This window comes from Stappia indica, assembly GCF_009789575.1.
GTDB classification, from domain to species: Bacteria; Pseudomonadota; Alphaproteobacteria; order Rhizobiales; family Stappiaceae; genus Stappia; species Stappia indica_A.
Genome location: NZ_CP046908.1, coordinates 5,066,483 through 5,088,736 on the forward strand (window position 1 = coordinate 5,066,483; position 22,254 = coordinate 5,088,736).

Annotated in this window: 21 protein-coding genes, 1 tRNA gene and 1 riboswitch; of the genes, 11 read left to right on the top strand and 11 right to left on the bottom strand. The window is 68.2% G+C overall.

The genetic code is table 11. The features are described 5' to 3' along the window. Positions 1–59 precede the first annotated feature (59 nt). The 5 genes from GH266_RS22995 (at position 60) to GH266_RS23015 (ending at position 5,853) form a co-directional block, all read left to right on the top strand. Positions 60–773, top strand: a complete 714-nt coding sequence (locus tag GH266_RS22995; protein ID WP_158195931.1) for a TRAP transporter small permease — start codon at positions 60–62, stop codon at positions 771–773. Beyond that, positions 770–2,053: a TRAP transporter large permease gene (locus GH266_RS23000; protein WP_158195932.1), complete on the top strand. Its 1,284-nt coding sequence runs from the start codon at positions 770–772 to the stop codon at positions 2,051–2,053. The genes GH266_RS22995 and GH266_RS23000 overlap by 4 nt, the downstream gene beginning before the upstream one ends. Positions 2,054–2,096: 43 nt before the next feature. After that, positions 2,097–2,774 carry a YggS family pyridoxal phosphate-dependent enzyme gene (locus GH266_RS23005; RefSeq protein WP_158195933.1) on the top strand — a complete coding sequence of 226 codons (678 nt, stop codon included), beginning with the start codon at positions 2,097–2,099 and terminating at the stop codon, positions 2,772–2,774. A gap of 36 nt (positions 2,775–2,810) precedes the next feature. Further along, entirely contained in the window at positions 2,811–4,163 is a 1,353-nt protein-coding gene (locus GH266_RS23010; RefSeq protein WP_158195934.1) for an SET domain-containing protein, read from the top strand. 73 nt (positions 4,164–4,236) lie between these two features. Continuing rightward, on the top strand, positions 4,237–5,853 hold the full coding sequence (locus GH266_RS23015; RefSeq protein WP_158195935.1) for an amino acid adenylation domain-containing protein: 1,617 nt from the start codon (positions 4,237–4,239) through the stop codon (positions 5,851–5,853). A gap of 83 nt (positions 5,854–5,936) precedes the next feature. Here the strand turns inward: GH266_RS23015 and GH266_RS23020 are convergent. Next, positions 5,937–6,010, bottom strand: a tRNA-Cys gene (locus tag GH266_RS23020). 145 nt (positions 6,011–6,155) lie between these two features. Beyond that, positions 6,156–6,617: an Lrp/AsnC family transcriptional regulator gene (locus tag GH266_RS23025; RefSeq protein ID WP_067222522.1), complete on the bottom strand. Its 462-nt coding sequence runs from the start codon at positions 6,615–6,617 to the stop codon at positions 6,156–6,158. Positions 6,618–6,754: 137 nt separating this feature from the next. On the opposite strand from GH266_RS23025, the gene GH266_RS23030 reads away from it, so the two are divergent. The 5 genes from GH266_RS23030 to GH266_RS23050 are packed head-to-tail and all read left to right on the top strand — an operon-like array spanning position 6,755 to position 11,334. Next, positions 6,755–7,924 (top strand): acetyl-CoA acetyltransferase, encoded by a 1,170-nt coding sequence (locus GH266_RS23030; protein ID WP_158195936.1) that lies wholly within the window; start codon positions 6,755–6,757, stop codon positions 7,922–7,924. Beyond that, positions 7,921–9,531: an acyl-CoA synthetase gene (locus tag GH266_RS23035; protein WP_158195937.1), complete on the top strand. Its 1,611-nt coding sequence runs from the start codon at positions 7,921–7,923 to the stop codon at positions 9,529–9,531. Before GH266_RS23030 ends, GH266_RS23035 begins: the two co-directional genes overlap by 4 nt. Next, positions 9,528–10,100: a PPC domain-containing DNA-binding protein gene (locus GH266_RS23040; protein ID WP_158195938.1), complete on the top strand. Its 573-nt coding sequence runs from the start codon at positions 9,528–9,530 to the stop codon at positions 10,098–10,100. Before GH266_RS23035 ends, GH266_RS23040 begins: the two co-directional genes overlap by 4 nt. Next, positions 10,097–10,558, top strand: coding sequence for a PCC domain-containing protein (locus GH266_RS23045; protein ID WP_158195939.1), 462 nt, complete (start codon positions 10,097–10,099; stop codon positions 10,556–10,558). The genes GH266_RS23040 and GH266_RS23045 overlap by 4 nt, the downstream gene beginning before the upstream one ends. Continuing rightward, the gene (locus GH266_RS23050; RefSeq protein ID WP_158195940.1) at positions 10,555–11,334 is read left to right on the top strand and encodes an SDR family NAD(P)-dependent oxidoreductase; all 780 of its coding nucleotides are present in this window, start codon (positions 10,555–10,557) and stop codon (positions 11,332–11,334) included. The genes GH266_RS23045 and GH266_RS23050 overlap by 4 nt, the downstream gene beginning before the upstream one ends. A gap of 216 nt (positions 11,335–11,550) precedes the next feature. On the opposite strand, the gene lpdA is transcribed toward GH266_RS23050, so the two are convergent. From lpdA to GH266_RS23075, 5 genes are all read right to left on the bottom strand, one after another. Further along, complete coding sequence (gene lpdA, locus GH266_RS23055) at positions 11,551–12,939, bottom strand: dihydrolipoyl dehydrogenase (protein WP_158195941.1); 1,389 nt, start codon at positions 12,937–12,939, stop codon at positions 11,551–11,553. Between the two features lie 4 nt (positions 12,940–12,943). Then, complete coding sequence (locus tag GH266_RS23060; RefSeq protein WP_158195942.1) at positions 12,944–14,296, bottom strand: dihydrolipoamide acetyltransferase family protein; 1,353 nt, start codon at positions 14,294–14,296, stop codon at positions 12,944–12,946. 5 nt (positions 14,297–14,301) lie between these two features. Further along, positions 14,302–15,315: an alpha-ketoacid dehydrogenase subunit beta gene (locus tag GH266_RS23065; protein ID WP_158195943.1), complete on the bottom strand. Its 1,014-nt coding sequence runs from the start codon at positions 15,313–15,315 to the stop codon at positions 14,302–14,304. Position 15,316: 1 nt separating this feature from the next. Beyond that, positions 15,317–16,549, bottom strand: coding sequence for a 3-methyl-2-oxobutanoate dehydrogenase (2-methylpropanoyl-transferring) subunit alpha (locus GH266_RS23070; protein WP_158195944.1), 1,233 nt, complete (start codon positions 16,547–16,549; stop codon positions 15,317–15,319). 65 nt (positions 16,550–16,614) lie between these two features. Then, positions 16,615–17,766, bottom strand: a complete 1,152-nt coding sequence (locus tag GH266_RS23075; RefSeq protein WP_158195945.1) for an acyl-CoA dehydrogenase family protein — start codon at positions 17,764–17,766, stop codon at positions 16,615–16,617. Positions 17,767–17,974: 208 nt separating this feature from the next. On the opposite strand from GH266_RS23075, the gene GH266_RS23080 reads away from it, so the two are divergent. Continuing rightward, positions 17,975–18,442: an Lrp/AsnC family transcriptional regulator gene (locus GH266_RS23080; protein ID WP_158195946.1), complete on the top strand. Its 468-nt coding sequence runs from the start codon at positions 17,975–17,977 to the stop codon at positions 18,440–18,442. Between the two features lie 6 nt (positions 18,443–18,448). Here the strand turns inward: GH266_RS23080 and GH266_RS23085 are convergent, their stop codons facing one another. From GH266_RS23085 to GH266_RS23100, 4 genes are all read right to left on the bottom strand, one after another. Continuing rightward, entirely contained in the window at positions 18,449–19,426 is a 978-nt protein-coding gene (locus GH266_RS23085; protein WP_158195947.1) for a FecCD family ABC transporter permease, read from the bottom strand. A 3-nt stretch (positions 19,427–19,429) separates the two neighbouring features. After that, positions 19,430–20,392, bottom strand: a complete 963-nt coding sequence (locus GH266_RS23090; protein WP_244953742.1) for an ABC transporter substrate-binding protein — start codon at positions 20,390–20,392, stop codon at positions 19,430–19,432. Positions 20,393–20,456: 64 nt separating this feature from the next. Continuing rightward, positions 20,457–21,338 carry an ABC transporter ATP-binding protein gene (locus GH266_RS23095; protein WP_158195948.1) on the bottom strand — a complete coding sequence of 294 codons (882 nt, stop codon included), beginning with the start codon at positions 21,336–21,338 and terminating at the stop codon, positions 20,457–20,459. Beyond that, positions 21,335–21,781 carry a DUF1636 family protein gene (locus GH266_RS23100; RefSeq protein ID WP_244953743.1) on the bottom strand — a complete coding sequence of 149 codons (447 nt, stop codon included), beginning with the start codon at positions 21,779–21,781 and terminating at the stop codon, positions 21,335–21,337. Before GH266_RS23100 ends, GH266_RS23095 begins: the two co-directional genes overlap by 4 nt. Before the next feature lie 116 nt (positions 21,782–21,897). Beyond that, positions 21,898–22,146, bottom strand: a riboswitch (cobalamin riboswitch). Between the last annotated feature and the right edge of the window lie 108 nt (positions 22,147–22,254).

Sequence of the window (22,254 nt, forward strand, 5' to 3'; positions counted from 1 at the left end):
GCAAGCCCCGTTCAAGACATCGCCCCAGGACATCGCCCCAGCCGACCGGGACCGAACCCATGAGCACGATTACCTCCATCGGGCCGGGAGCGCTGCTTGGCGCCCTGCGCCGGGTCAGCGACACGGTCAACCGTGCGACCATCGTCGTCTGCGCGGTCCTGCTTGCCGTGATGCTGCTCGTCTCGGCGGCCGGCATCGTGCTGGAGCTGGGCCTGGCGCTGGCGGCGCGGTTTGGCCATGCCTCGCTGTTCGACAGCGGGCCGCTCGCCTTCGCCTATGCCAACACCCGTCCGTCGCTGTTCCGCCTGTTCCTGCCCTGGCTCGGCATGCTCAGCATCACCGTGGCGTTCAAGTATGGCGAGCACATCGCCATCCTCGCCGTGGCGCGGCGGCTGCCCCGCTGGGCCGCGCGCCTGGCGCAGGCGGTGAACCTTGCCGCCATCGGCCTCTTCGCCCTGGCGCTGCTGTGGTACGGCTTCGGCTTCTTCCGCGAGGCGACCAACCTCTACATCATCTCCCCCAGCCTGCAGGTGGCGCATCACTGGACGGCGGCCTCCGTGCCGGTGGCCGGCGCGATCCTGTGCCTGCACCTCGTCGACGGCATGGCCCTGCTGGAAGAGCGCGGCGCGATCAGCGCGGCTGCCGAGGAGGTCGAGGCGGCGGAAGCGGAGCTGGAGTTCGGCGACGGGCCGCCGACGGTCGCGGGCGATCCGGGCACAACCGACACGGCCGGACCGGCGCCGGCGCGCCGCATCGCGGAGGCCGCGGGATGAGCGCCTCCATCGCCTTCATCGTGCTGATGTTCATCGGCCTGCCGCTCGGCCTGGTGCTGACGGCCGCCGGCATGGTCGGCGCCTATTCCATCGGCGGGGCGGATTTCCTCGGCATCCTCGCCGACCGCTTCTACTCCGGCGTGTCGGGCTACGTGCTGATCGCCGTGCCCTATTTCATCATCACCGCCGAGATCATGAACCGCGCCGGGCTGACCGAGCGGTTGATCGCCTTCGCCAGCTCGCTGTTCGGCCGGGTGCCGGGCGCGCTGTCCCATGTCAACGTCACCACCTGCCTGATGTTCGCCGGGCTGACGGGCGCTGCGGTGACCGAGACGGCGGCGATCGGGCGCACGCTCATCCCCTCCATGCGCAAGGAGGGCTACAGCGCCGCCTATTGCGCCGCCGTCACCGCCTGCTCGGCCATCGTCGGGCCGATCATCCCGCCCAGCATCATCATGATCGCCTATGCGGCGACGCTGCGCGATATCTCGATCCTCGGCCTGTTCGCCGCCGGCATCGTGCCGGGGCTGATGATGGGCTTCGCCATGCTGGTCGTCAGCGGCATCATCTCGTGGAAGCGCGGCTATGCCAGCCACCAGCGGGTGATGCTCTCGGTGATCGTCTCGACCGGCCTCAGCGCGCTGGCGGCGATGGGCATTCCGCTGGTCATCCTCGGCGGCGTGCTGAGCGGCGTGACCACGGTGACCGAGGCCTCGGTGATCGCCTGCATCTACGCGCTGGTGCTCGGGGGCTTTGCCTATCGCCGGCTCAGCCGGCAGGACCTGTGGGAGTCGCTCGTCTCCACCGTCAGCTTCAGCGGCGTGGTGTTCCTGCTGCTCGGCGCGTCCAACGTGCTCGGCTGGTTCGTCACCCGCTCCGGTATCGCCCGCCATGCGGCCGAGACCATCGCCAGCATGAGCGACAATCCGGTGGTGCAGATCCTCGCGGTCGCAGCGCTGCTCATCGTCATCGGCATGTTCATCGACGTGCTGCCGGCGATCATCATCGCCGTGCCGGTGCTCGCCCCGGCCCTGGTCGAGCTCGGCTTCCACCCGCTGCATGCGGGCATGGTGATGCTGCTGGCGCTCAACCTCGGCAACATCACCCCGCCCGTCGGCCTGACCCTGATGACGGCGGCGCGAATAGCCAACGCCCCATACGAAAGCGCGGTGCGCGAGTCGCTGCCCTTCGCCGCCGCCCATGTGGTGATCGTGGTGCTGTGCGCGCTGTTCCCCGCCATCACGCTCATGGTGCCGCGCATGTTCGCAGTCGGCATGTAGGCGCCGTTCCCTTTCGACAACCGTCACACAGAGAGTGAAGACCATGACCAAGGATCAATCGGTGGAGCGGCTCACGGCAGTGCTGCAGAAGATCGCGGCGGCGGAGGAAGTGCGCGAGGGCAATCCCGGCCCGGTGACGCTGGTCGCCGTCTCCAAGACCTTCGACGCGGACGCGATCCGCCCGGTGATTGCCGCAGGGGCCCGCGTGTTCGGCGAGAACAAGGTGCAGGAGGCGCAGGAGAAGTGGCCGGCGCTGAAGGCCGAGTATCCCGACATCGAGCTGCGCCTGCTGGGGCCGCTGCAGTCCAACAAGGCGAAGGACGCGGTCGCGCTGTTCGACGTGATTGAGTCCGTCGACCGGGAGAAGATCGCCGCCGAGATCTCGCGCGAGATCGCCCGCCAGGGCCGCAGCCCGCGCCTCTATGTGCAGGTGAACACCGGCCGCGAGCCGCAGAAGGCCGGCATCGACCCCGACGAGGCCATCGCCTTCGTCGAGCGCTGCCGCGACGTGCACGGGCTGACCATCGAGGGGCTGATGTGCATTCCCCCCGCAGGCGAGGACCCCGCGCCGCATTTCGAGCTGCTGGCCGCGCTCGCCGACAAGGCGGGCCTTGCCCGCCGCTCCATGGGCATGTCCGGCGACTACGAGAAGGCGGTGATCTACGGCGCCACCAGCGTGCGCGTCGGCTCGGCCATCTTCGGCGCCCGGACCTATGCCTGACCCGGATTTTCCTTTTTGAATTCAGGATCCTACCAGATGAACATCAACGCTCACCAGAAGCTGGACTACCGGATCACCCACCAGTTCGACGGTCTGACCATCTCGGATGGCGAGTTCCAGCGCCTGCTCGACATCGCCAGTTGGAACGGCCACGTGCCGACCTTCACCCGGCGCGGCCGCGGCTCGTGGGAGAGCCTGAACGAGCCCATCGCGCTCAAGGACGATCCCACCGTCACCTTCCACGCGGCCAAGCTCAAGGGCGTCGGCCTGTGGAACCCGATCCTGCCGGGCGACGCGGAATATTCCAACAAGTTGCATGACGATGCCGGCAACGATCCGGTGCCGCCGCTGACGGACCTCCTGGAATATCTCGTCACCTATCCGCATTTCGGCATCTCGAACGAGGGAGAGTACAAGTACGCCTACAGCTCGCCGAGCCCGATCGGCGGCATCGTCCACGAGCGGGCGCATCGCGAGTTCTGGTCGGCCGAGCGGCTGGTGCGCCACGGCGTGCCGACCATCGCGCCGCTGGCGGTGATCGAATACGGCGGCAACCTGACCTTCCAGGGCCAGCCGATGGGCGCGGTGCTGACGCTCTCGCCCGGCTCCGCCTCCTACCGCATCTCGGAGATCCTGTTCGGCGCCGGCATGGTGCGCGGCAGCGATCCCGTCTTCGACGCCCATTACGACGGCATCCGCGAGGCGCTCGGCGTGGAGGGCGATCCCGACGACGAGCGCGTCCGCCTCACGGTGATCTGCAAGCTCGCCCGCGAGGCCGGCAAGCTGCTGCACGACTTCTCGCTGGCCGAGCTCTACCGCTATTCCGGCGACTGGGGCAATTTCGTCTACTCGGTCGAGAGCAAGCGGCTGTTCCTGATCGACCTCGATTCCGTGCAGGACATCAACAATCTGCCGCCGACGGCGAAAGCGATGCAGTCCTGGCGCGACCTGGCCAGCGCCATCTACCGGATGGTCGGCAAGATCGGCTACCCGACCGCGCTCGGCAAATACACGATCGACAACCTGATGGAGTTCGATCCGATCGCGGCGAAGATCGCCGGCTATTTCCCGGACGTGCCGGAGGCCGAGATCCGCGCCATCTCCCGCCGCCTGTGGGGCTACTTCATCCCGCATCTGGCGCTGCTCAACAAGCACCGGGACGACATTCTCGGCGGCTGGGACGGCGACCGGCGCAAGTCCTACAAGATGGACCACGACCTCTTCTACATCCTGGCGCTGACCCTGCTGCGGCCGCTGTTCGAGCGCAGCGCAGTCGGGCGCAAGTATCCCAGCGACATCACCGACGACGAGATGTGGGGCAAGGCCGAGCGCTTCCTCGGCAACCGCTTCCAGTATTTCGCCTGGCTGATGGGCCGGTACGATCTCTGAAGCAATTCCAGGAAAAGTGGGAACCGGTTTTCCGTCCGAAATTGCGTGAAAACAAAGGGACAGGAGTACGACGATGGCGCGCATCATTCCGCGGCTGCTCGAGGCGATGGCACGGCAGGCACCGGAGGCTGCCGCCATCGTCTTCGAGGACACGACCTGGACGCGGGCGGAGCTGCAGGATTTCGCCGCCCGCGTTGCCCGCACCCTGCATGCCGGCGGCGTGCGCCGCGACGACCGGGTCGCGGTGTGGCTCGACAAGTCGCCGGAGGCGGTCGGCGCGCTGCTCGGCGTGATGATGGCCGACGCGATCTGCGTGCCGCTCGACCCGACCGGGCCGGCGCCGCGCCTTGCCGGCATCCTCAAGGACTGCGAGCCGTCGATGCTCGTCTCCTCGGCCAACAAGGCGAAGCGGCTGGAGGCGCTGGTGGCGGAGGGCTGCGAGCTGCCGCCGGTGCTGGTAACGGGCGGCGTGCCGCTGGCGCTGTCGCCGGAGGCGCGCGGCATCGCCCCGGTGATGCTGGAGCCCAAAGCTGAGAGCATGGGAGAGGAGAGGGGCGAGGGGACCGCTCCGCCGCCCTCGCAGGTGATCGACGAGGACCTTGCCTACATCCTCTACACCTCCGGCTCGACCGGAAAGCCGAAGGGCGTGATGATCAGCCACCGGGCCATCGTCGCCTTCTCCGACTGGGCGGGGGAGTATTTCGCGCTTCACGCGCAGGACCGGGTCGCCTCGCATTCGCCGCTGCATTTCGACCTGTCGCTGTTCGACGTGTGGACGACGCTGGCGCACGGGGCCTGTGTGCACCTGGTGCCGCAGGGCATCTCCTTCATGGCGACGGACCTGGTGCGCTTCCTCGCCGAAAGCCGCGTGACGGTGTGGCAGTCGGTCCCGTCCGTGCTACGGATGATCACCCGCCAGCTCGGCGATCCGGGACCGGAGTTCGATCACCTGCGGCTGATCTTCTTTGCCGGCGAGCCCTATCCGCCGGCGGAGCTGCGCGACCTGATGACCCGCCTGCCGAAGGCGCGCTATCACAACATCTACGGCGCGACGGAGATCAACGACGTCACCTGCCACGCGCTGACTGGTCTGCCGGACGACGGCCCGCTGCCCATCGGCGTGCCTTGCGCCCATATGGAGGTGCTGGTGCTGGGCGAGGAGGGCGAGGTCCTGTCGGGGCAAGGCGCCATCGGCGAGCTCTGCGCCCGCGGGCCGACATTGGCGAAGGGCTATTGGGGCGATCCGGCGATGACGGCGGCGAAGTTCGTGCAGGACCCGCGCCACGACCTCTACCCCGATCCGCTCTACCGCACCGGCGACCTGGTGCGCATCGGTGAGGGCGGCACGCTGCACTATGTCGGAAGGCGGGATTCCCAGGTGAAGATCCGCGGCTTCCGCGTCAATATCGGCGAGGTCGAGGAGGCCCTGCTGCGCCACGAGGGCGTCAGCGAGGTGGCGGTGATCGACGAACTGGACGCGGACGGGACCCGCACGCTGGCCGCCTGCTTCATCGCGCCTGGAGAGGTGCCGGATGCGCGCGCGCTGAAGCGGCACTGCCTGGGCTTTCTGCCGAACTACATGGTGCCGGAGCGCTTCGTGCCGGTCGATACCCTGCCGCGCACCTCCACCGGCAAGATCGACCGCCAGGCCCTGCGCCGGCAGCAGGAGGTGGCGGCACAGCCGGCCTGAGGCGTGCGCCGGGCCTTTTGCGAACACGCAAAAACGGGCGGGAAATCCCGCCCGGCCGCCGCCGCGAAAAAGGAAGAAGGGAATGGAGGCCTCGCCTGGAGTCGAACCAGGATTAAGGGAGTTGCAATCCCTTGCGTAGCCATTCCGCCACGAGGCCGCAGGTTTTCGGGGCGTCTGTTTGCCCCGTCTTCCTGTAGAGAGACCTTATTGTCTCGATGTCTTGCGATCAATTATAATAATGATATCGATATATATAATATTAAATGTGGGAATCCGGTCGTATAGTGATGGATATTCGGGACTCATATCGGGAGGTGCGTGGTGTATTTGGTCTCTTCCAGGATCACCGTGCTCTGGATCTCGTGCAGGCCCGGCAGCATCACCAGCTTCTCGCGCAAGAGGGTCTGGAAGTGATCCATGTCCCGCACGACGACGCGCAGGTTGAAGTCGAATTCGCCGAGCATCAGCTGCACCACCTGGATTTCCGGGATCTTCAGCGCCGCTTCCTGGAACACCGAGATCGACTGGCGCCCGTGGCCCGACAGCTTGATGCGCACCAGGATGGTGGCGTCGAAGCCGAGCTTGCGACGGTCGAGGATGATCGAGCGGCCGAGAATCACCTTGTCCTCGATCATCCGGTTGATGCGGCGCGAGCAGGGCGACTGCGACAGGCCGACTCGCTCGGCCACTTCGGTGACGGAGAGTGAGCCGTCCTGTTGCAGGACGCGCAGGATCTTCAGATCGGTTTCGTCGAGTGGCTGCATGTTTCAGCTCCGTCTAAGCGCTGGCGCGCTGGTTTCATGCGCGCTAGTCTATTCGGGCGCCTCGAAAAGACAAGATTAGCCGGAATGCCGGCTTTATAGTGACGGCGCTGATGGTGTAAGTCGCAGGGAGGAACGCGATGGGAGCCTGCATGATCGGCTGGGCCCATTCCAGGTTCGGCAAATCGGAAGCGGCGGGGGCGGAGGAGCTGATCGCCGAAGTGGTCGGCGAGTGCCTCAGGCATGCCGATGTCGGTCCGCAGGAGATCGACGCGATCTTCCTCGGCACCTTCAACAATGGTTTTTCCAGACAGGATTTCCAGGCCTCGCTCGTTGCCCTTGCGGTGCCCGAGCTGCGCTTCACGCCGGCAACGCGCGTGGAAAACGCCTGCGCCACCGGGTCGGCCGCGATCCATGCGGGCATCCGCCAGATCGAGAGCGGGCGCGCCCGACGCGTGCTGGTCGTCGGCGTGGAGAAGATGACCGCGACGCCGACGCCGGAGGTCGGCGACATCCTGCTCGGCGCCTCCTACCGCAAGGAGGAGGCCGAGGTGGAGGGCGGGTTCGCCGGCGTCTTCGCCAACATCGCCCAGGCCTATTTCCAGGCCCATGGCGACCGGCGCGAGAGCCTGGCGCGGATCGCCGCCAAGAACCACGCCAACGGCATGGCCAACCCGTATGCGCATATGCGCAAGCCTTTCGACTTCGACTTCTGCAACGAGGTCTCGGAGAAGAACCCGATCGTCGCCGGCCCGCTGCGCCGCACCGACTGCTCGCTGATCTCCGACGGGGCAGCGGCGATGGTGATCGCCGACACGGATACCGCGCTGACCACCGCGCCGCGCGCGGTGTATTTCCGCGCCGCCGAGCATGTGAACGACTTCCTGCCGCTCAGTCGCCGCTCGAAGACATCCTTCGAAGGCGCTGCAAGGGCTTGGAATTCGGCCTATGAGCGCGCCAAGGTCGGCGTCGCCGATCTCTCCTTCGTCGAGACCCACGACTGCTTCACCATCGCCGAGCTGCTGGAATACGAGGCCATGGGCCTTGCCCGCGAAGGCGAGGGGCACCGCATCATCGACGAGGGCATTTCCGCCTTCGGCGGGCGCCTGCCGGTGAACCCGTCCGGCGGGCTGAAGTCCAAGGGCCATCCCATCGGCGCCACCGGCGTCTCGCAGCATGTGATGGCGGCGATGCAGCTGTGCGGCGATGCCGGCGACATGCAGCTGCCGCGCGCCGAGCTTGCCGGCGTCTTCAACATGGGCGGGGCGGCGGTCGCCAATTACGTCTCGATCCTGGAGCGGCTGAAATGAGGGTGGAAGGCGCCGAGCGCATGTCCAACCGGGTGATGAATCTCGGTGACCTGCTCACCGATGCCGCCCGCCGCCATCCGGACCGGCCCGCAGTCGTGCATGGCGAGCGGGTCGTCAGCTGGGCGCAGATGAACGCCCGCGTCGACGCCTTCGCCCATGCGATGGCCGGCCTCGGCATCGGGCCAGGCGACAAGGTCATCGTCCAGTCGCGCAACTCGGTCGAGATGTTCGAGACCATGTTCGCGGTCTACAAGCTCGGCGCCGTCTGGGTGCCGACCAATTTCCGCATCCTGCCGGACGACGTCTCGCATGTCGCCAGCTCCTCGCAGGCGAAGGCCATCATCTACGAGCCGGAATTCGCCGCCCATGCCGATGCGGCGCGCGATGCCGGGGCGCAGAACGTCGTCTGCATCGGCGCAGCGCGCGCTGGCGAGCATGTCCATGCCGATCTGGTGGCGGCGGAGCTGGGCAAGCCCTTCCGTGCAGCCCCCGTCGAGCGGGACGATCCCTGCTGGTTCTTCTTCACCTCGGGCAGCACCGGCAAGCCGAAGGCGGCGGTGCTCAGCCACGGGCAGATGGCCTTCGTCATCACCAATCACCTCGCCGACCTGATGCCGGGCACCACCTCGGACGATGCCTCGCTGGTCGTCGCGCCGCTGTCGCACGGGGCGGGCATCCACCAGCTGATCCAGGTGGCGCGCTGCGTCACCACCGTGCTGACGGTCTCGCGCAGCCTCGATGCCGACGAGGCGTTCCGCCTGATCGAGCGCCACCGCGTCTCCAACATGTTCACCGTGCCGAGCATCCTGACCGCGCTGGTCGGCGACCCGGCGGTGGACCGCTACGACCATTCCTCGCTGCGCCATGTCATCTATGCCGGCGCGCCGATGCTGCGCGAGCACCAGAAGACGGCGCTGCGCAAGCTCGGCCGCTGCCTGGTGCAGTATTTCGGCCTCGGCGAGGTGACCGGCAACATCACCGTTCTGCCGCCGCATCTGCACGATCCCGAAGACGGGCCGGGCGTGCGCGTCGGCACCTGCGGCTATGCCCGCACCGGCATGCAGATCGAGATCCAGGACGACGAGGGCAACCGGCTGCCGCCGTTGGAAAACGGCGAGATCTGCGTCATCGGCCCGGCGGTGTTCAACGGCTATTACCGCAACGAGAAGGCCAATGCGGAGTCCTTCCGAAACGGCTGGTTCCGCACCGGCGACATCGGCCATTTCGACGAGAACGGCTTCCTGTTCATCACCGGGCGCGCCTCTGACATGTTCATCTCCGGCGGCTCCAACATCTATCCGCTGGAGGTGGAGGAGAAGATCGTCGCCCATCCGGCGGTGGCCGAGGCCTGCGTCGTCGGCATGCCGGACGAGAAGTGGGGCGAGATCGGCGTTGCCGCCATCGTCCTGCAGCCGGGCGCCGAGATCACGCCGGAGCAGCTGAAGGCGGATCTCGCCACGCGCATCGCCGGCTACAAGATCCCCAAGCGCTTCGTCGTGTTCGACGAGCTGCCGCGCTCGGGCTACGGCAAGATCACCAAGAAGGCGGTTCGCGAGCTGCTGGAAAGCCGCCTTGCCGAAGAGCCCGTACTGGAGGGGGTAAGGTGAGGGGCCCTGGCGGCCTGCCAGCCGCCTCGCGGCTGCTGCGTCAGCCCGGCCCGGTCGCCCGCGACCGGATCACCCTCGGCATGGATATCTGCGAGGACGTGCGCTCGGGCCTGGTGCGGCTCGTCCCCGGCACGCCGCTGGTGGAGGCCTTCGGCGCCGCCGTGCGCGCGGCGACCGGCGGCGAGTGGCGGCCAGCCGCCTTCGAGATCCTGTCGGGCGGGTTCGAGCCCTGCATCTACTGCCTTGCCGCGCCCGATCCCGGCGGCGAGCGGGTGGTGACCTACACGCCGATGACGAATGCCGGCACCGTGCGCGCCTTCGGCGGCTCGGCGACGCTGGGGATCGGCGCCGACGGCGCGCCGCTGCTGCATTGCCATGCCTGGTTCGCCGAGCCGCATGAGGGCCGGGTGCTGGGCGGCCATCTCGACACGTTCGCCAGCCGCATCAGTGGCGAGGGTTTGCGGGTCCGCATGACGGTGTTCGACAGCTTCGACATCCGGCAGATGCCCGATGCGGAGACCAACCACACCGTCTTCCGGCCTCTGGAGCGTTCAGGAGGGGTGCAATGAGCGAAGAGGTGAAGCTTGTCAGCGGCCGCACCGGCCGGACCGTCTATGCCCGCGTCCACCCCAACGAGGACCTGGTCCAGGCGGTGGAGAAGATCTGCCTGCGCGAGGGGCTGGAACAGTGCTTCCTGCGCGCCGGGCTCGGAAGCCTGACCGACGCCTGCGTCGCCTTTTCCTCCGGCAGCGTCAAGGTGGTGCGCGGCCCGGCGGTGGAGGTGATCGGCATGACCGGAATGGTGGAAGCGGACGAGGCCGGCAATCCGGTCGCGGTGCTGCACGGCGTTCTGGCCGAGCCGAACGGCACGATCAGCGGCGGCCGTTTCCTGCCCGGTCAGAACCCGGTCTGCGTGACCTTCGAGATCGTGCTGGAGGAATGGCTGCCCGATGCGGTACCGGCCGGCACCATTGCCGGGGCGCACTCCGCCCCGGTGTCCGATGCAATGGGGAGCGCACGCGCATGACCGATCTCAACCGCACGCTCGAGGAGCGCTGCCACATCGTCACGGGCGGGGCGTCCGGCATCGGCCTTGCCACCGCGCGCTGGCTGCTGGCCCGCGGCGCGGAAGTGGCGCTGCTCGACATGTCGCGCGAGGCGCTCGACAAGGCGATCGCCGACCTCTCGGCCGAGTTCGAAGGCGGGTCCGACCGCCTGTTCGGCGCCCGCGCCGACATTCGCGACGAGGGCAGCCTGCAACTCGCCTTCGAGGGCATCCAGGAGCGCTTCGGCCGGCCGCTCGCGGGGCTGGTCAACTCTGCCGGCATCGCCCGCGCGGTGCCGTTCCGCGAGACCGACGCGGAGCTGATGCGCACCGTGCTCGACGTCAACGTGGTCGGCACCTTCCTTGCCGTGCGCGCCTTCGTGGCGGCCGAGCGCGAGCCGGACGCCGCCGTCGTCAACATCGCCTCCGTGTCGGGCCTGATCGGCAATTCGCTGCGCACCGCCTATGGCGCCTCCAAGGGCGCGGTGGTGACGATGACCAAGGTGATGGCGGGCGAACTCGCCCCGCTCGGCGTGCGCGTCAACGCGGTCGCGCCGGGGCCGATCAGCACGCCGCTGCTCGACGGGCTGCACAGCGATGCCGCCCGCAACGCCTGGATCAGCCGCATCCCGCAGCGCCGCTACGGCGCGCCGGAAGAGGTGGCCGAGGCCATCGGCTTCATGCTGTCGCCGGCCGCCAGCTTCGTCACCGGCGAGATCCTGGTGGTCGATGGAGGATTTCTGTCGGCCGGTATTTAGACCGCCGACACACGAGCTCCCCCGCCGGCTTTCGCAAGATGCGGTCCGGCGGATCGCGACGAGCCGGGAGGGGGCGTTACGGAACCGCGCCGCAGGTTCCTTGCCGCTCCGCCCGTCCCGCCGCAACAAAGGCCCGCGTCCCGAGAGGGGCGCGGGCCATTTTGATTTCAAGGACACTGGAGGTGGGGCGTTCGACCGGACAGCCCCGCCGTCTCGTCAGATGTGCAGCGCGTGGCCGAGCGCGGCAAGACACGCTTCCTGCAGCCCCTCGCTCTGGGTCGGGTGAGCGTGGATCACCGCGCCGATATCGTCGATCCGCGCGCCCATCTCGATGGCGATGGAGAACGCCGCGGACAGTTCCGAAACGCCCCGGCCGACCGCCTGCAGCCCGAGGATCAGCCCGTCCTCCTTGCGCGCGACGACGCGCACGAAGCCGTCCTCGGCCTCCATCGTCATGGCGCGGCCGTTGGCGGCGAAGGGGAACTGCCCCGTCGTCACCGCGCCGCCCTGCGCCTTCGCCTCGTCCGGGGACAGGCCGCAGGTGACGATCTCCGGATCGGTGAAGCACACCGCCGGGATGCAGCGCTTGTCCCAGCTGCGCTTGTGGCCGGCGATGATCTCGGCCACCATCTCGCCCTGCGCCATGGCGCGGTGCGCCAGCATCGGCTCGCCGGTGACGTCGCCGACGGCGAAGACGCCCTGCATCGAGGTGCGGCAGCGGTCGTCGACGCGCAGGAACGGCCCGTCGGTGGCCAGCCCCAGGCTGGCGATATTGGCGCTGTCGGAGCGCGGCCGGCGGCCGACGGTGACCAGCACCTTGTCGGCGGCGATCTCCCGTTCGCTGCCCTCGGCAGTCTCCACTTTGAGGCCCTTGTCGCCGAGCCCCTTCGCCTTGGTCGCCAGCATCACCTCGATGCCGAGCGCCTGCAGCGACTTGAGGACGGGGCGGGTGAGGGCGCTGTCGTATTGCGGCAGGATCCGCTCAGCCGCCTCGACCACGGTCACCCTGGCGCCGAGCTTGGCAAAAGCGGTGCCGATCTCCAGGCCGATATAGCCGCCGCCGACGACGCAGAGCCTGTCCGGCACGGCGCGCAGCGCCAGCGCCTCGCTGGAGCCGATCACCTTGCCGCCGAAGGGCAGGAAGGGCAGTTCGACCGGCGCCGATCCGGTGGCGATCACCACCTGTTCGGCGCGGATCTGCACCGAAGTGTCGCCGGTCGTCACCTTGACGGTCTTGCCGTCCTGGAAGGTCGCCTTGCCGGCGATCAGCCGCACGCCGGACTTCTTCAGAAGGCCCGCGACGCCGGCATTCAGCCGGGCGACAATGCCGTTCTTCCAGTCGATGGTGGCGGACAGGTCGATCTGCGGCGAGGCGAGCGTGATGCCGAGCGGCGAGCTGCCGTTGAAATGCGACAGCTTGTGGAACTCCTCGGCCGCGTGGATCAGGGCCTTGGAGGGGATGCAGCCGACATTCAGGCAGGTGCCGCCGGGCTTCTGCTCGTCGACGATGATCGTGTCGATGCCGAGCTGGCCGGCGCGGATGCCGCAAACATAGCCGCCGGGACCGGCGCCGATGATCAGCAGCTTGCAGGTCATGTCGCTCATGGGCTCAGTCCTCGACGAACATCAGGGCAGGGGTTTCCAGCAGCGATTTCAGCTTCTGGACGAAGACGGCGGCATCCCAGCCGTCGATCACGCGGTGATCGAAGGAGCAGGAGATGTTCATCACCTTGCGCGGCTGGAACTCCTTGCCGTCCCACAAGGGGCGTACCGCCATCTTGTTGATGCCGACGATCGCCACCTCCGGGTGGTTGATGATCGGCGTCGTGGCGATGGCGCCGAGCGGCCCGAGCGAGGTGATGGTGATGGTCGAGCCGGACAGTTCCTCGCGGCTCGCCTTGCCCTCGCGGGCAGCCTCGGCCAGGCGCACCACCTCGGCCGCGCAGTCCCACACCGAGCGCGCCTCCGTGTGGCGGGCGACCGGGACGGTCAGCCCTGCCGGCGTCTGCGTGGCGATGCCGATATGCACGCCGTCGTACTGGCGCACCACGCCGCCCTCGTCGTCGTAGAGCGCGTTCATCTCCGGCTGCTCGCGCACCGCCATGACGATGGCGCGCATGACGAAGGGCAAGAGGGTCAGCTTGCCGCGGCTCGCCGCATGCACGGTGTTCAGCTGGCCGCGCAATTCCTCCACCGCGGTAACGTCGACTTCCTCGACGATGGTGATGTGCGGGATGCGCGACTTCGACAGCGCCATCTTTTCGGCGATGCGCCGGCGCATGCCCACCACCTTGACGTCGCGGGTGCCGAGCGCCGGCATGCGCCCGCTCTGGCGCGCGGTCGGCGGCCCGTGCTCGATATAGGCGTCGAGATCCTCGTGCAGGATGCGGCCCGCAGGGCCCGATCCGCCGACCCGGCGCAGGTCGATACCCGCTTCCTCGGCGCGCCGGCGCACGGCCGGCGAGGCCAGCGGCTTCTCGCCGGCGGCGAGCGGGCGATGCGCGGCCGCGGGCCGTGCCGCCTGGGATGGTTGGGGTTTCGCACCAGACTTCGCGTCCGGCTTGGCATCGGACTTGGCATCAGACTTGGGCGCAGGCTTTTCTGCTGATTTTTCCGGGGCGGGCGCTGCGGCCTCCGACGTGTCTGCCTTGTCCTCGTCCTTGTCCCCGGTCGCTGCCTTGGGCGCGGTCGCTTCGGGCTCGGCAGAGCCGTTGCCTTCGCCCTCGACTTCGATCTGGATGAACTTCGCGCCGATGGCGACCACGTCGCCCGGCTCGCCGCACAGCCACACGACCTTGCCGGAGACGGTGGAGGGAACCTCGACCGCCGCCTTGTCGGTCATCACGGTGCCGAGCACGTCCTCCTCCTGGACCTCGTCGCCGACGGCAACGCTCCATTCGGTCAGCTCGGCCTCGGCGATGCCTTCGCCGATATCGGGCAGGGTGATGGTGAAAATGCCCATGGGAATCAGCCCTCCAGAACCTGCGCGAAGGCGCGCTTGATCCGCTCGGGACCCGGGAAATAGGTCCATTCCTGCGCATGCGGGTAGGGCGTGTCCCAGCCCGTCACGCGGACGATCGGCGCTTCCAGGTGATAGAAGCAGCTCTCCTGCACCACCGCGCTCAGCTCCGCGCCGAAGCCGGAGGTCTTGGTCGCCTCGTGGATGACGACGCAGCGCCCGGTCTTCTTCACCGAGGCCTCGATGGTCTCCAGGTCCAGCGGCAGCAGCGTGCGCAGGTCGATGATTTCCGCATCGACGCCCGCTTCCTCCGCCGCCGCCTGGGCGACGAAGACCATGGTGCCGTAGGCCAGAACGGTCAGCGCCGATCCCTCGCGGCGGATCTTCGCCTTGCCCAGCGGCACGGTGAAATAATCCTCGCTGACATCGCCGAGCTCGTGGTTCTTCCACGAGACGACGGGCCGGTCGTGATGGCCGTCGAAGGGACCGTTGTAGAGCCGCTTCGGCTCCAGGAAGATCACCGGATCCGGGTCCTCGATGGAGGCGAGCAGCAGGCCCTTGGCATCGCGCGGGTTGGACGGCACCACCACCTTCAGGCCGGCGACATGGGTGAACAGCGCCTCCGGGCTCTGGCTGTGGGTCTGGCCGCCGAAGATGCCGCCGCCGGTCGGCATGCGGATCACCATCGGGCAGGTGAACTGCCCGGCGGAGCGGTGGCGCATGCGCGCCGCCTCGCTGACGATCTGGTCGTAGGCCGGGTACATGTAGTCGGCGAACTGGATCTCGACGACCGGCTTCAAGCCGTAGGCGCACATGCCGACGGCGGCGCCGACGATGCCGTTCTCGCTGATCGGCGCGTCGAAGCAGCGGTTGCTGCCGTATTTCTTCTGCAGGCCGGCGGTGCAGCGGAACACGCCGCCGAAATATCCGACATCCTCGCCGAACACGACGACCTGCCGGTCCCGGTCCATGGCGAGGTCATGGGCGTTGCGGATCGCCTCGATCATGCTCATCCGTGCCATGTCAGAACCCCGCTTCCTGGCGCTGGCGCTGGAGATGCGGCGGCATCTCCGCATAGACGTCGTCGAACATCGCCCGCGGCGAGGGCTTCGGCCCGGAGATCAGCGTGCCGTTGGCCTCCGCCTTCTTCTGGCAGGCGCGCACCTCGTCGGTGATCTCGGCCAGCGCCTGGGTGTGGCGCTCCTCCGACCATTCGCCGATGGTGATGAGATGCCGTTTCAGCCGGTCGATGGGCTCGCCGAGCGGCCAGGCGCTGAACTCCTCCTTCGAGCGGTAGGCGGACGGGTCGTCCGAGGTCGAGTGCCCGCCGGCGCGGTAGGTGACGTGCTCGATCAAGGTCGGGCCGAGGCTGGTGCGTGCGCGCTCCGCCGCCCAGCTCGCCACCGCATGGACGGCGAGATAGTCGTTGCCGTCGACGCGGATCGAGGGAATGCCGAAGCCATGGCCGCGCGCGGCGAAGGTGACGGCGCCGCCCCTCGCCATGCCCTGGAAGGTGGAGATCGCCCACTGGTTGTTGACGATGTTGAGGATCACCGGCGCCTTGTAGCTGGAGGCGAAGACCATCGCGGCGTGGAAGTCGCTCTCCGAGGTCGAGCCGTCGCCGATCCAGCCGGCGGCGATCTTGGTGTCGTTGGAGATCGCCGAGGCCATCGCCCAGCCCACCGCCTGGATGAACTGCGTGCCGAGATTGCCCGAGATGGTGAAGAAGCCGTGGTCGCGCGCCGAGTACATCACCGGCAGCTGGCGGCCTTTCAGCGGGTCGGCAGCGTTGGAGTAGATCTGGTTCATCATGTCGGTCATGGGATAACCGCTGGCGATGAGCAGACCGGCCTGCCGATAGGTGGGGAAGTGCATGTCGCCGTCCTGCAGCGCCATGTGGAAGGCGCAGGACACGGCCTCCTCACCCAGATGCTGCATGTAGAAGCTGGTCTTGCCCTGGCGCTGCGCCTTCAGCATGCGCTCGTCGAACTGGCGCAGGGTCAGCATGTGGCGCAGGCCCGTGCGCAGCGCCTCGGCGTCGAGCAGCCCCGCCCAGGGGCCGACCGCTTCGCCGGCCTTGTTCAGCACGCGCACGACCGAAAAGGCCATGTCGCGCATGTCCTCCGGCGCTTCATCGATGGCCGGCCGGCGCACCGCACCGGCGCGCGGGATCTCGAAATCGGAGAAGTCCGGCGTGTCGCCCGGCCGGCAGCCGGGCTCGGGTACGTGAAGGGAAAGCGGTCGTGGAGCGGTCATGAAAACTCCTTCGTCGACAAGTGTGCAAGTCCGTCCGGCGCGCACCCGGCGCACCGCGGGGCAATTCAGGAACGGTCGCGCTCGGCCAGCATGGCACGGGCGACGATCACGCGCATGATCTCGTTGGTGCCTTCCAGGATCTGGTGCACGCGCAGGTCGCGGACGATCTTCTCGATGCCGTAATCCTCGAGATAGCCGTAGCCGCCCAGCATCTGCAGCGCGTCGTTGGCGACGCGGAACGCGGTGTCGGTGACGAAGCGCTTGGCCATGGCGCAATGCTTGGTCGCATCCGCGGCGCCCTGGTCGAGCTTCCACGCCGCCTGGCGCAGGAACACGCGCGCGGCCTGCAGCTCGATCTCCATGTCGGCGAGGCGGAACTGCAGCCCCTGGAACTGGTCGATCGTCTTGCCGAAGGCCTTGCGCTCGCCCATGTAGCGGGTCGCCGCGGTCAGCGCCCCTTGCGCGCCGCCGAGCGCACAGGCGGCGATGTTCAGCCGGCCGCCGTCGAGGCCCTTCATGGCATAGGCGAAGCCCTTGCCTTCCTCGCCGAGCAGGTTCGCCGCCGGCACCGCGCAGTCGTCGAACTGCACCTGGGCGGTCGGCTGCGCCTTCCAGCCCATCTTGTGTTCCGCAGCGCCGAAGGACAGGCCCTCGCTGCCGTCCTCGACCACCAGCGTCGAGATGCCCTTGGGGCCGTCTTCGCCGGTCCGGCACATCACCACATAGACGTCGGAATAGCCGCCGCCGGAGATGAAGGCCTTGCTGCCGTTCAGCACGTAGCCCTCGTTCGAGCGCGCCGCGCGGGTGCGCAGGGCCGCCGCGTCCGAGCCCGAGCCCGGCTCGGTCAGGCAGTAGGAGGCGATGCTGTCCATGCTCGCGAGCGGGGCGAGGTAGCGCTCGCGCAGCGCCTCGCTGCCGTAATTGGCGATCATGCCGGCGCACATGTTGTGGATCGAGATGAAGGCCGCGACGGAGGGGCAAGCCTCCGACAGCGCCTCGAAGACCAGCGCCGCGTCCAGCCGGGTCAGGCCGGTGCCGCCATACTCTTCCGGCACGTAGAGCGCGCCGAAGCCGAGTTCGCCCGCCTGGCGCAGCACCTCGCGCGGAATGGTGCCGGCCTTTTCCCAGGCATAGGCATGGGGCGCGATGGCCTCCCGGCCGAAGTCGCGGGCCATGTCGAAAATGAGGGTCTGCTCCTCGGACAGCGCAAAATCCATGTACGGCGCCTCCTCGCCTGAAATGCGCCCGGTTCCTGACGATGGCATGAGTTGCGGGCCCGTGCACCGGGGGTGTCGGGCGGTCAGGTCTCGGGTGTTTCCAATACTATTGCCCGCTATGCGTGAAATTTCATGCTGAATTTGCTTCGATTTTACCCATGTGTGAAATATCCTTCTGCAATGACGCGATATGAAGGAGGAACGTGTTGTGGCGCGACAGCTTGATGACATCGACCGCCGCATCCTCAAGGCGCTGGTCGCCAACGGCCGCCTGTCCAACACGGAGCTGGCGCGCGAGGTCGGCCTGTCGCCGAGCCCGTGCTGGCAGCGGGTGCGGCGGCTGGAGGAGGAGGGCGTGATCTCCGGTTACACGGCGGTGCTCGACCACGAGGCGCTCGGCGTCGGCGAGACGGTGATGATCGAGGTCTCGCTGGAGCGGCACGACCCGGAAGCGCTGGAGGGCTTCGGCAAGGCGATGGCGGAGATCCCGGAGGTGCTGGAGGTCTATCTGATGGCCGGCGACTGCGATTATTTCGTCAAGGTCGCGGCGAGCGGCACCAAGGGCGTGGAGGAATTCCTGCGCGAGCGGCTGTTCCCGATCCCGGGCCTGCGCCATTCCAAGTCGAGCTTCTCGCTGCGCTGCCTGAAGAAGGTGACGTCCTGCGTGCCCGGTTGATCAGCCCTATGGCTCGCGGGTCAGCAGGGCCAGCACGAAGACCGCGCCCAGCGACGTGGTGACGATGCCGATGGGCAGTTCCTGCGGCGCCAGCAGGGTGCGCGCGGCGATGTCGCTGACCAGCAGCAGCGCGGCGCCGGTGAGCGCGGCCACCGGCACGAAGCGCCCGTGCATCGGCCCGGCAAGCGCGCGGGCGATATGCGGCACCATCAGCCCGACGAAGCCGATGACGCCGCTGATCGACACGAAGGCGGCCGTTGCGAAGGCGCACACCAGAAAGGTCGTCCGTCGCAGCGCCACCACGTCGACGCCGAGCGTGCGCGCGGTGTCCTCGCCGGCCAGCAGCGCGTCGAAATTGCGGTGGCGAAAGAAGGCGAAGGCGAGGATCGCGGCAAGGCCGAGGGCCGCGATCGGCAACAGGTCCCAGCGGGCAAGGCCGAGCCCGCCCAGCGTCCAGAACAGCACGGAATGGGCGGCCCGCTGGTCGCCGGCAAAGACCAGGTAGTTGGTCAGCGCCATGAACAGGAACGAGACCGCAAGCCCCGCCAGCACCAGCCGTGCCGGCCCCCGGTCGCCGAGCCGGGCGATCAGCGCCAGCACGATCACCGAGGCGGCCATGCCGCCGGCAAAGGCGGCGAGCGGCAGCGTCCACAGGCCGAGAAGATCGCCGGTGACGGTGATCACCAGCACCGCCCCGGCCGCCGCGCCCGAGGACAGGCCGAACAGGAACGGATCGGCCAGGTCGTTGCGCGTCGTCGTCTGCAGCAGGCAGCCGACCGTGCCGAGCCCGGCCCCAACCAGCAGCGCCAGCAGCGCCCGCGGCAGGCGCAGGTCCATGACGATGCGCGCCGTCGGCCCGTCGCCGCCGGCCAGCGCGTCGATCACCGCGCGCACCGGCAGCGGCGTCGAGCCGATGGCAACGGCGGCCACCAGCAGCGCGATGACCGCGAGCAGGCTTACCGTCAGGACCAGCGCCAGCCGCATGGCTCAGAACGCCTCCGGATGCATCGCTCGGGCGAGCCGCTCGATGCCCTCGATGTTCGCCGGTCCCGGCGTCAGTTCCTCATAGCGCAGAGGCAGATAGCGGGCGTTCTTCACAGCTTCGGTCTGGCTCATCACCGGATGGGCTTCCAGGAAGGCGCGCAGCTTGTCCGCCCCGCCGCCGTCCTGGTAGTCGAGCAGGATGATGAACTGCGGGTCGGCCGCCGCCACCGCCTCCCACGAGGTGGTGCCCCAGCTGGTCTCCATTTCGGCGGTGACGTTGCGCCCGCCGGCCGCCTCGATCATTGCCGTCGGCATGGCGAAGCGCCCGGCGGTGAAGGGCTTGTCCTCGCCGGAATCGTAGAGGAACACCTTCATCTCGCGGTTCTCGCCGATGCGCGCGGCGAGCTCCGCCATCCGCGCTTTCCAGCCGTCCACCAGCGCCTGCGCCTCGGTCTCCTTGCCGAAGATCGTGCCGAGCCGCAGCATGTCGCCATAGAGCAGGTCGAGCGAGGCTTTGGGCCGCGCCTTGTCCAGATGGACGCAGCTTTCGGTGAGGATCAGCGTCTTGATGCCGTGCGGCGCCAGCGTGTCGGGGGTAACGTCGCCGCCCGGCTTCATGCCGTAATACCAGCCGGCGAAGAACAGATCCGGATCGGCGGCAACGAGATTTTCCAGCGTCGGATATTTCGGCGCGATCTCGGGGATGTCGCCGCGCTTGCGGTCGAACGCCTCGCTGGTCTTGTACCAGCCGCTGATGCCGCTGACGCCGACCATGCGGTCCTGCAGGCCGAGCGCGAAGGCCATCTCGCTCATGTTGATGTCCTGCACCACGATGCGTTCGGGCGCCGCCTCGAAGGTCAGCGGCGTCCCGCAATTGTCGACGGTGACGGGAAAGGCGAGGGCCGGCGCGGCGAAGGCCATCGCGGCGGCGAACAGGGACAGGCGCTTGAGGCCGGAACGGGTCATGGGGGACAGACTCCTGGTGAGGATGAAAAACCGTGAAAACTCTGGAAAAAGGTGAGGGCGCGGCTCAGCCGCGCGTTGCCACCGCACGCAGATGCGGAGCACCGGGTGCGGCTGGTCGGGGTGCCTCTCCCGGCAGGGTTGCGGCGCCGAACCGCCCTTCGATCGGGATGTCCAGCACGCTGATCTGGCGGGCCTCGACCGGATGCTGCATCCGGTGCATGTCGACGCTGAAGACCGCGCGCACCCGCTCGCTCGACAGCACCTCGACCGGGTGGCCGTGGGCGACCAGCCGTCCGTCCTGGATCAGCGCCACATGGCTGGCGAAGGCTTCGATCAGGGTGAGGTCGTGCAGGGCCGCCACCACGGTGATGCCGAGGCCGGAGACGAGGCTGAGCAGCTCGCCGCGCGCCAGCGGATCGAGATGGTTGGTCGGCTCGTCCAGCACCAGGATGCGCGGGCGCTGGCAGACGGCGCGGGCGATCTTCGCCCGCTGGCGTTCGCCGCCGGAGATCTCGCCCATGCGCCGGCCGGCAAACCGCGTCAGGTCGGCCAGCGCCAGCGCCTCGTCGGTCGCCCTGGTGCTCGCCTCGCGCCCGCCGGTGCGGTGATGCGGCAGCTGGCCGAGCGAGACATATTGCGAGACGGTCAGCCGGTCGCAGCTTTCCTCGCTCTGGCCGACATAGGCGATGATGCGGGCGCGCTCGGTGATAGGCACGTCGCGATACGGCTTGCCGCCGAGCCGCATCTCGCCGCCGGTCGGTTCGCTCAGCCCGGCGATCAGCCGGATCAGCGTCGACTTGCCGGCACCATTGGGCCCGGCGACGACGAGGATCTCGCCGTCATGCACATGCAGCGTCAGGTCGGAGAGGAGCGCATCCGCGCCGCGCGGCCGGTAGCCGACCTTTTGCAGCTCCAGCACCACCGGGGTTCCGCTGTGATGGCTCATGCGCTGTCCCTCCGCCCCGGCACTCCGGGGGCGAAAGCGGGCAGGGCGGGCATGCGCGCCAGCGTCTTGCCCTTCAGCCCGTCCGGGCGCTGCAGCGAGGAGCACCAGCCGTCCTCGAGCTCGGCATATTGCCGGGCGAAGGCGACAAGCGTCTCCACGTCGCGCGCCGGCTCGATGTCGCCAAAGAGATAGCTCGCCTTGCACTCGGCCTGATAGGCGACCGTGCAGGGGCGCGAGCAGCCGGCCATGCAGGCCGCGCCCTCAACGCTCACATGCGCCAGACCGTTTTCGGCAAGCGCCGCGTTCAGGGTCTCGATGAGGTCCGCACCCGGGCGCGCGCGCGTTTCCGGGTCCCGGCAGGTGGTGCATACGGTGATGCAGTGCCGGCGCATTTCAGGCGCTGCCTCCATGCGGCGTTCGCCGAGCGCGAGATCATGCGCCATGGCGCTGCCCCGCGCGTTCGGCCGCAAGGTTCGGCAGGCTGCGGACAAAGACCCTGGATGGGCGGAAGATGGAATCGTTGCGTGTCATGGCTACCTTCCCGGAACACCCCGTCCGGTCGTCGTTGCGGGAGATGGCAGGTCTCCTGGCTCGCGGGTCCGGCCCGGCCGCGCCTTCCCGCCCGGCTTCGGGCAGTGGCATCGTGCGGCTGGGCCTGGGCCATTCGTCCGGTAAAGGACGTCGGCCCCGGCCGCTTACAGTTGCGGGGGCAGCCACGGTCTCGGCCCCTGATGGGTACGCCTCACCGTGTTCCCTTTTCATGCCTCTGGCGGTTCGGCCGTCGGCAACCATCGCCGCCAAACTGGCAGATGACGGGGACCGCTTCAAGGCCAATCACCCAAAGCCATCGTCGCTGGTTCAGGTCGTGGACTCATAATTGTGCCGGAAACGGCGTCCGGTCGGGCAAAGATATGCC

Coding starts and splice junctions, on each gene's coding strand:
- GH266_RS22995 (WP_158195931.1), top strand. CDS start 60: ATGAGCACGATTACCTCCATCGGGCCGGGAGCGCTGCTTGGCGCCCTG.
- GH266_RS23000 (WP_158195932.1), top strand. CDS start 770: ATGAGCGCCTCCATCGCCTTCATCGTGCTGATGTTCATCGGCCTGCCG.
- GH266_RS23005 (WP_158195933.1), top strand. CDS start 2,097: ATGACCAAGGATCAATCGGTGGAGCGGCTCACGGCAGTGCTGCAGAAG.
- GH266_RS23010 (WP_158195934.1), top strand. CDS start 2,811: ATGAACATCAACGCTCACCAGAAGCTGGACTACCGGATCACCCACCAG.
- GH266_RS23015 (WP_158195935.1), top strand. CDS start 4,237: ATGGCGCGCATCATTCCGCGGCTGCTCGAGGCGATGGCACGGCAGGCA.
- GH266_RS23025 (WP_067222522.1), bottom strand. CDS start 6,617: ATGCAGCCACTCGACGAAACCGATCTGAAGATCCTGCGCGTCCTGCAA.
- GH266_RS23030 (WP_158195936.1), top strand. CDS start 6,755: ATGGGAGCCTGCATGATCGGCTGGGCCCATTCCAGGTTCGGCAAATCG.
- GH266_RS23035 (WP_158195937.1), top strand. CDS start 7,921: ATGAGGGTGGAAGGCGCCGAGCGCATGTCCAACCGGGTGATGAATCTC.
- GH266_RS23045 (WP_158195939.1), top strand. CDS start 10,097: ATGAGCGAAGAGGTGAAGCTTGTCAGCGGCCGCACCGGCCGGACCGTC.
- GH266_RS23050 (WP_158195940.1), top strand. CDS start 10,555: ATGACCGATCTCAACCGCACGCTCGAGGAGCGCTGCCACATCGTCACG.
- lpdA (WP_158195941.1), bottom strand. CDS start 12,939: ATGAGCGACATGACCTGCAAGCTGCTGATCATCGGCGCCGGTCCCGGC.
- GH266_RS23060 (WP_158195942.1), bottom strand. CDS start 14,296: ATGGGCATTTTCACCATCACCCTGCCCGATATCGGCGAAGGCATCGCC.
- GH266_RS23065 (WP_158195943.1), bottom strand. CDS start 15,315: ATGGCACGGATGAGCATGATCGAGGCGATCCGCAACGCCCATGACCTC.
- GH266_RS23070 (WP_158195944.1), bottom strand. CDS start 16,549: ATGACCGCTCCACGACCGCTTTCCCTTCACGTACCCGAGCCCGGCTGC.
- GH266_RS23075 (WP_158195945.1), bottom strand. CDS start 17,766: ATGGATTTTGCGCTGTCCGAGGAGCAGACCCTCATTTTCGACATGGCC.
- GH266_RS23085 (WP_158195947.1), bottom strand. CDS start 19,426: ATGCGGCTGGCGCTGGTCCTGACGGTAAGCCTGCTCGCGGTCATCGCG.
- GH266_RS23090 (WP_244953742.1), bottom strand. CDS start 20,392: ATGACCCGTTCCGGCCTCAAGCGCCTGTCCCTGTTCGCCGCCGCGATG.
- GH266_RS23095 (WP_158195948.1), bottom strand. CDS start 21,338: ATGAGCCATCACAGCGGAACCCCGGTGGTGCTGGAGCTGCAAAAGGTC.
- GH266_RS23100 (WP_244953743.1), bottom strand. CDS start 21,781: ATGGCGCATGATCTCGCGCTCGGCGAACGCCGCATGGAGGCAGCGCCT.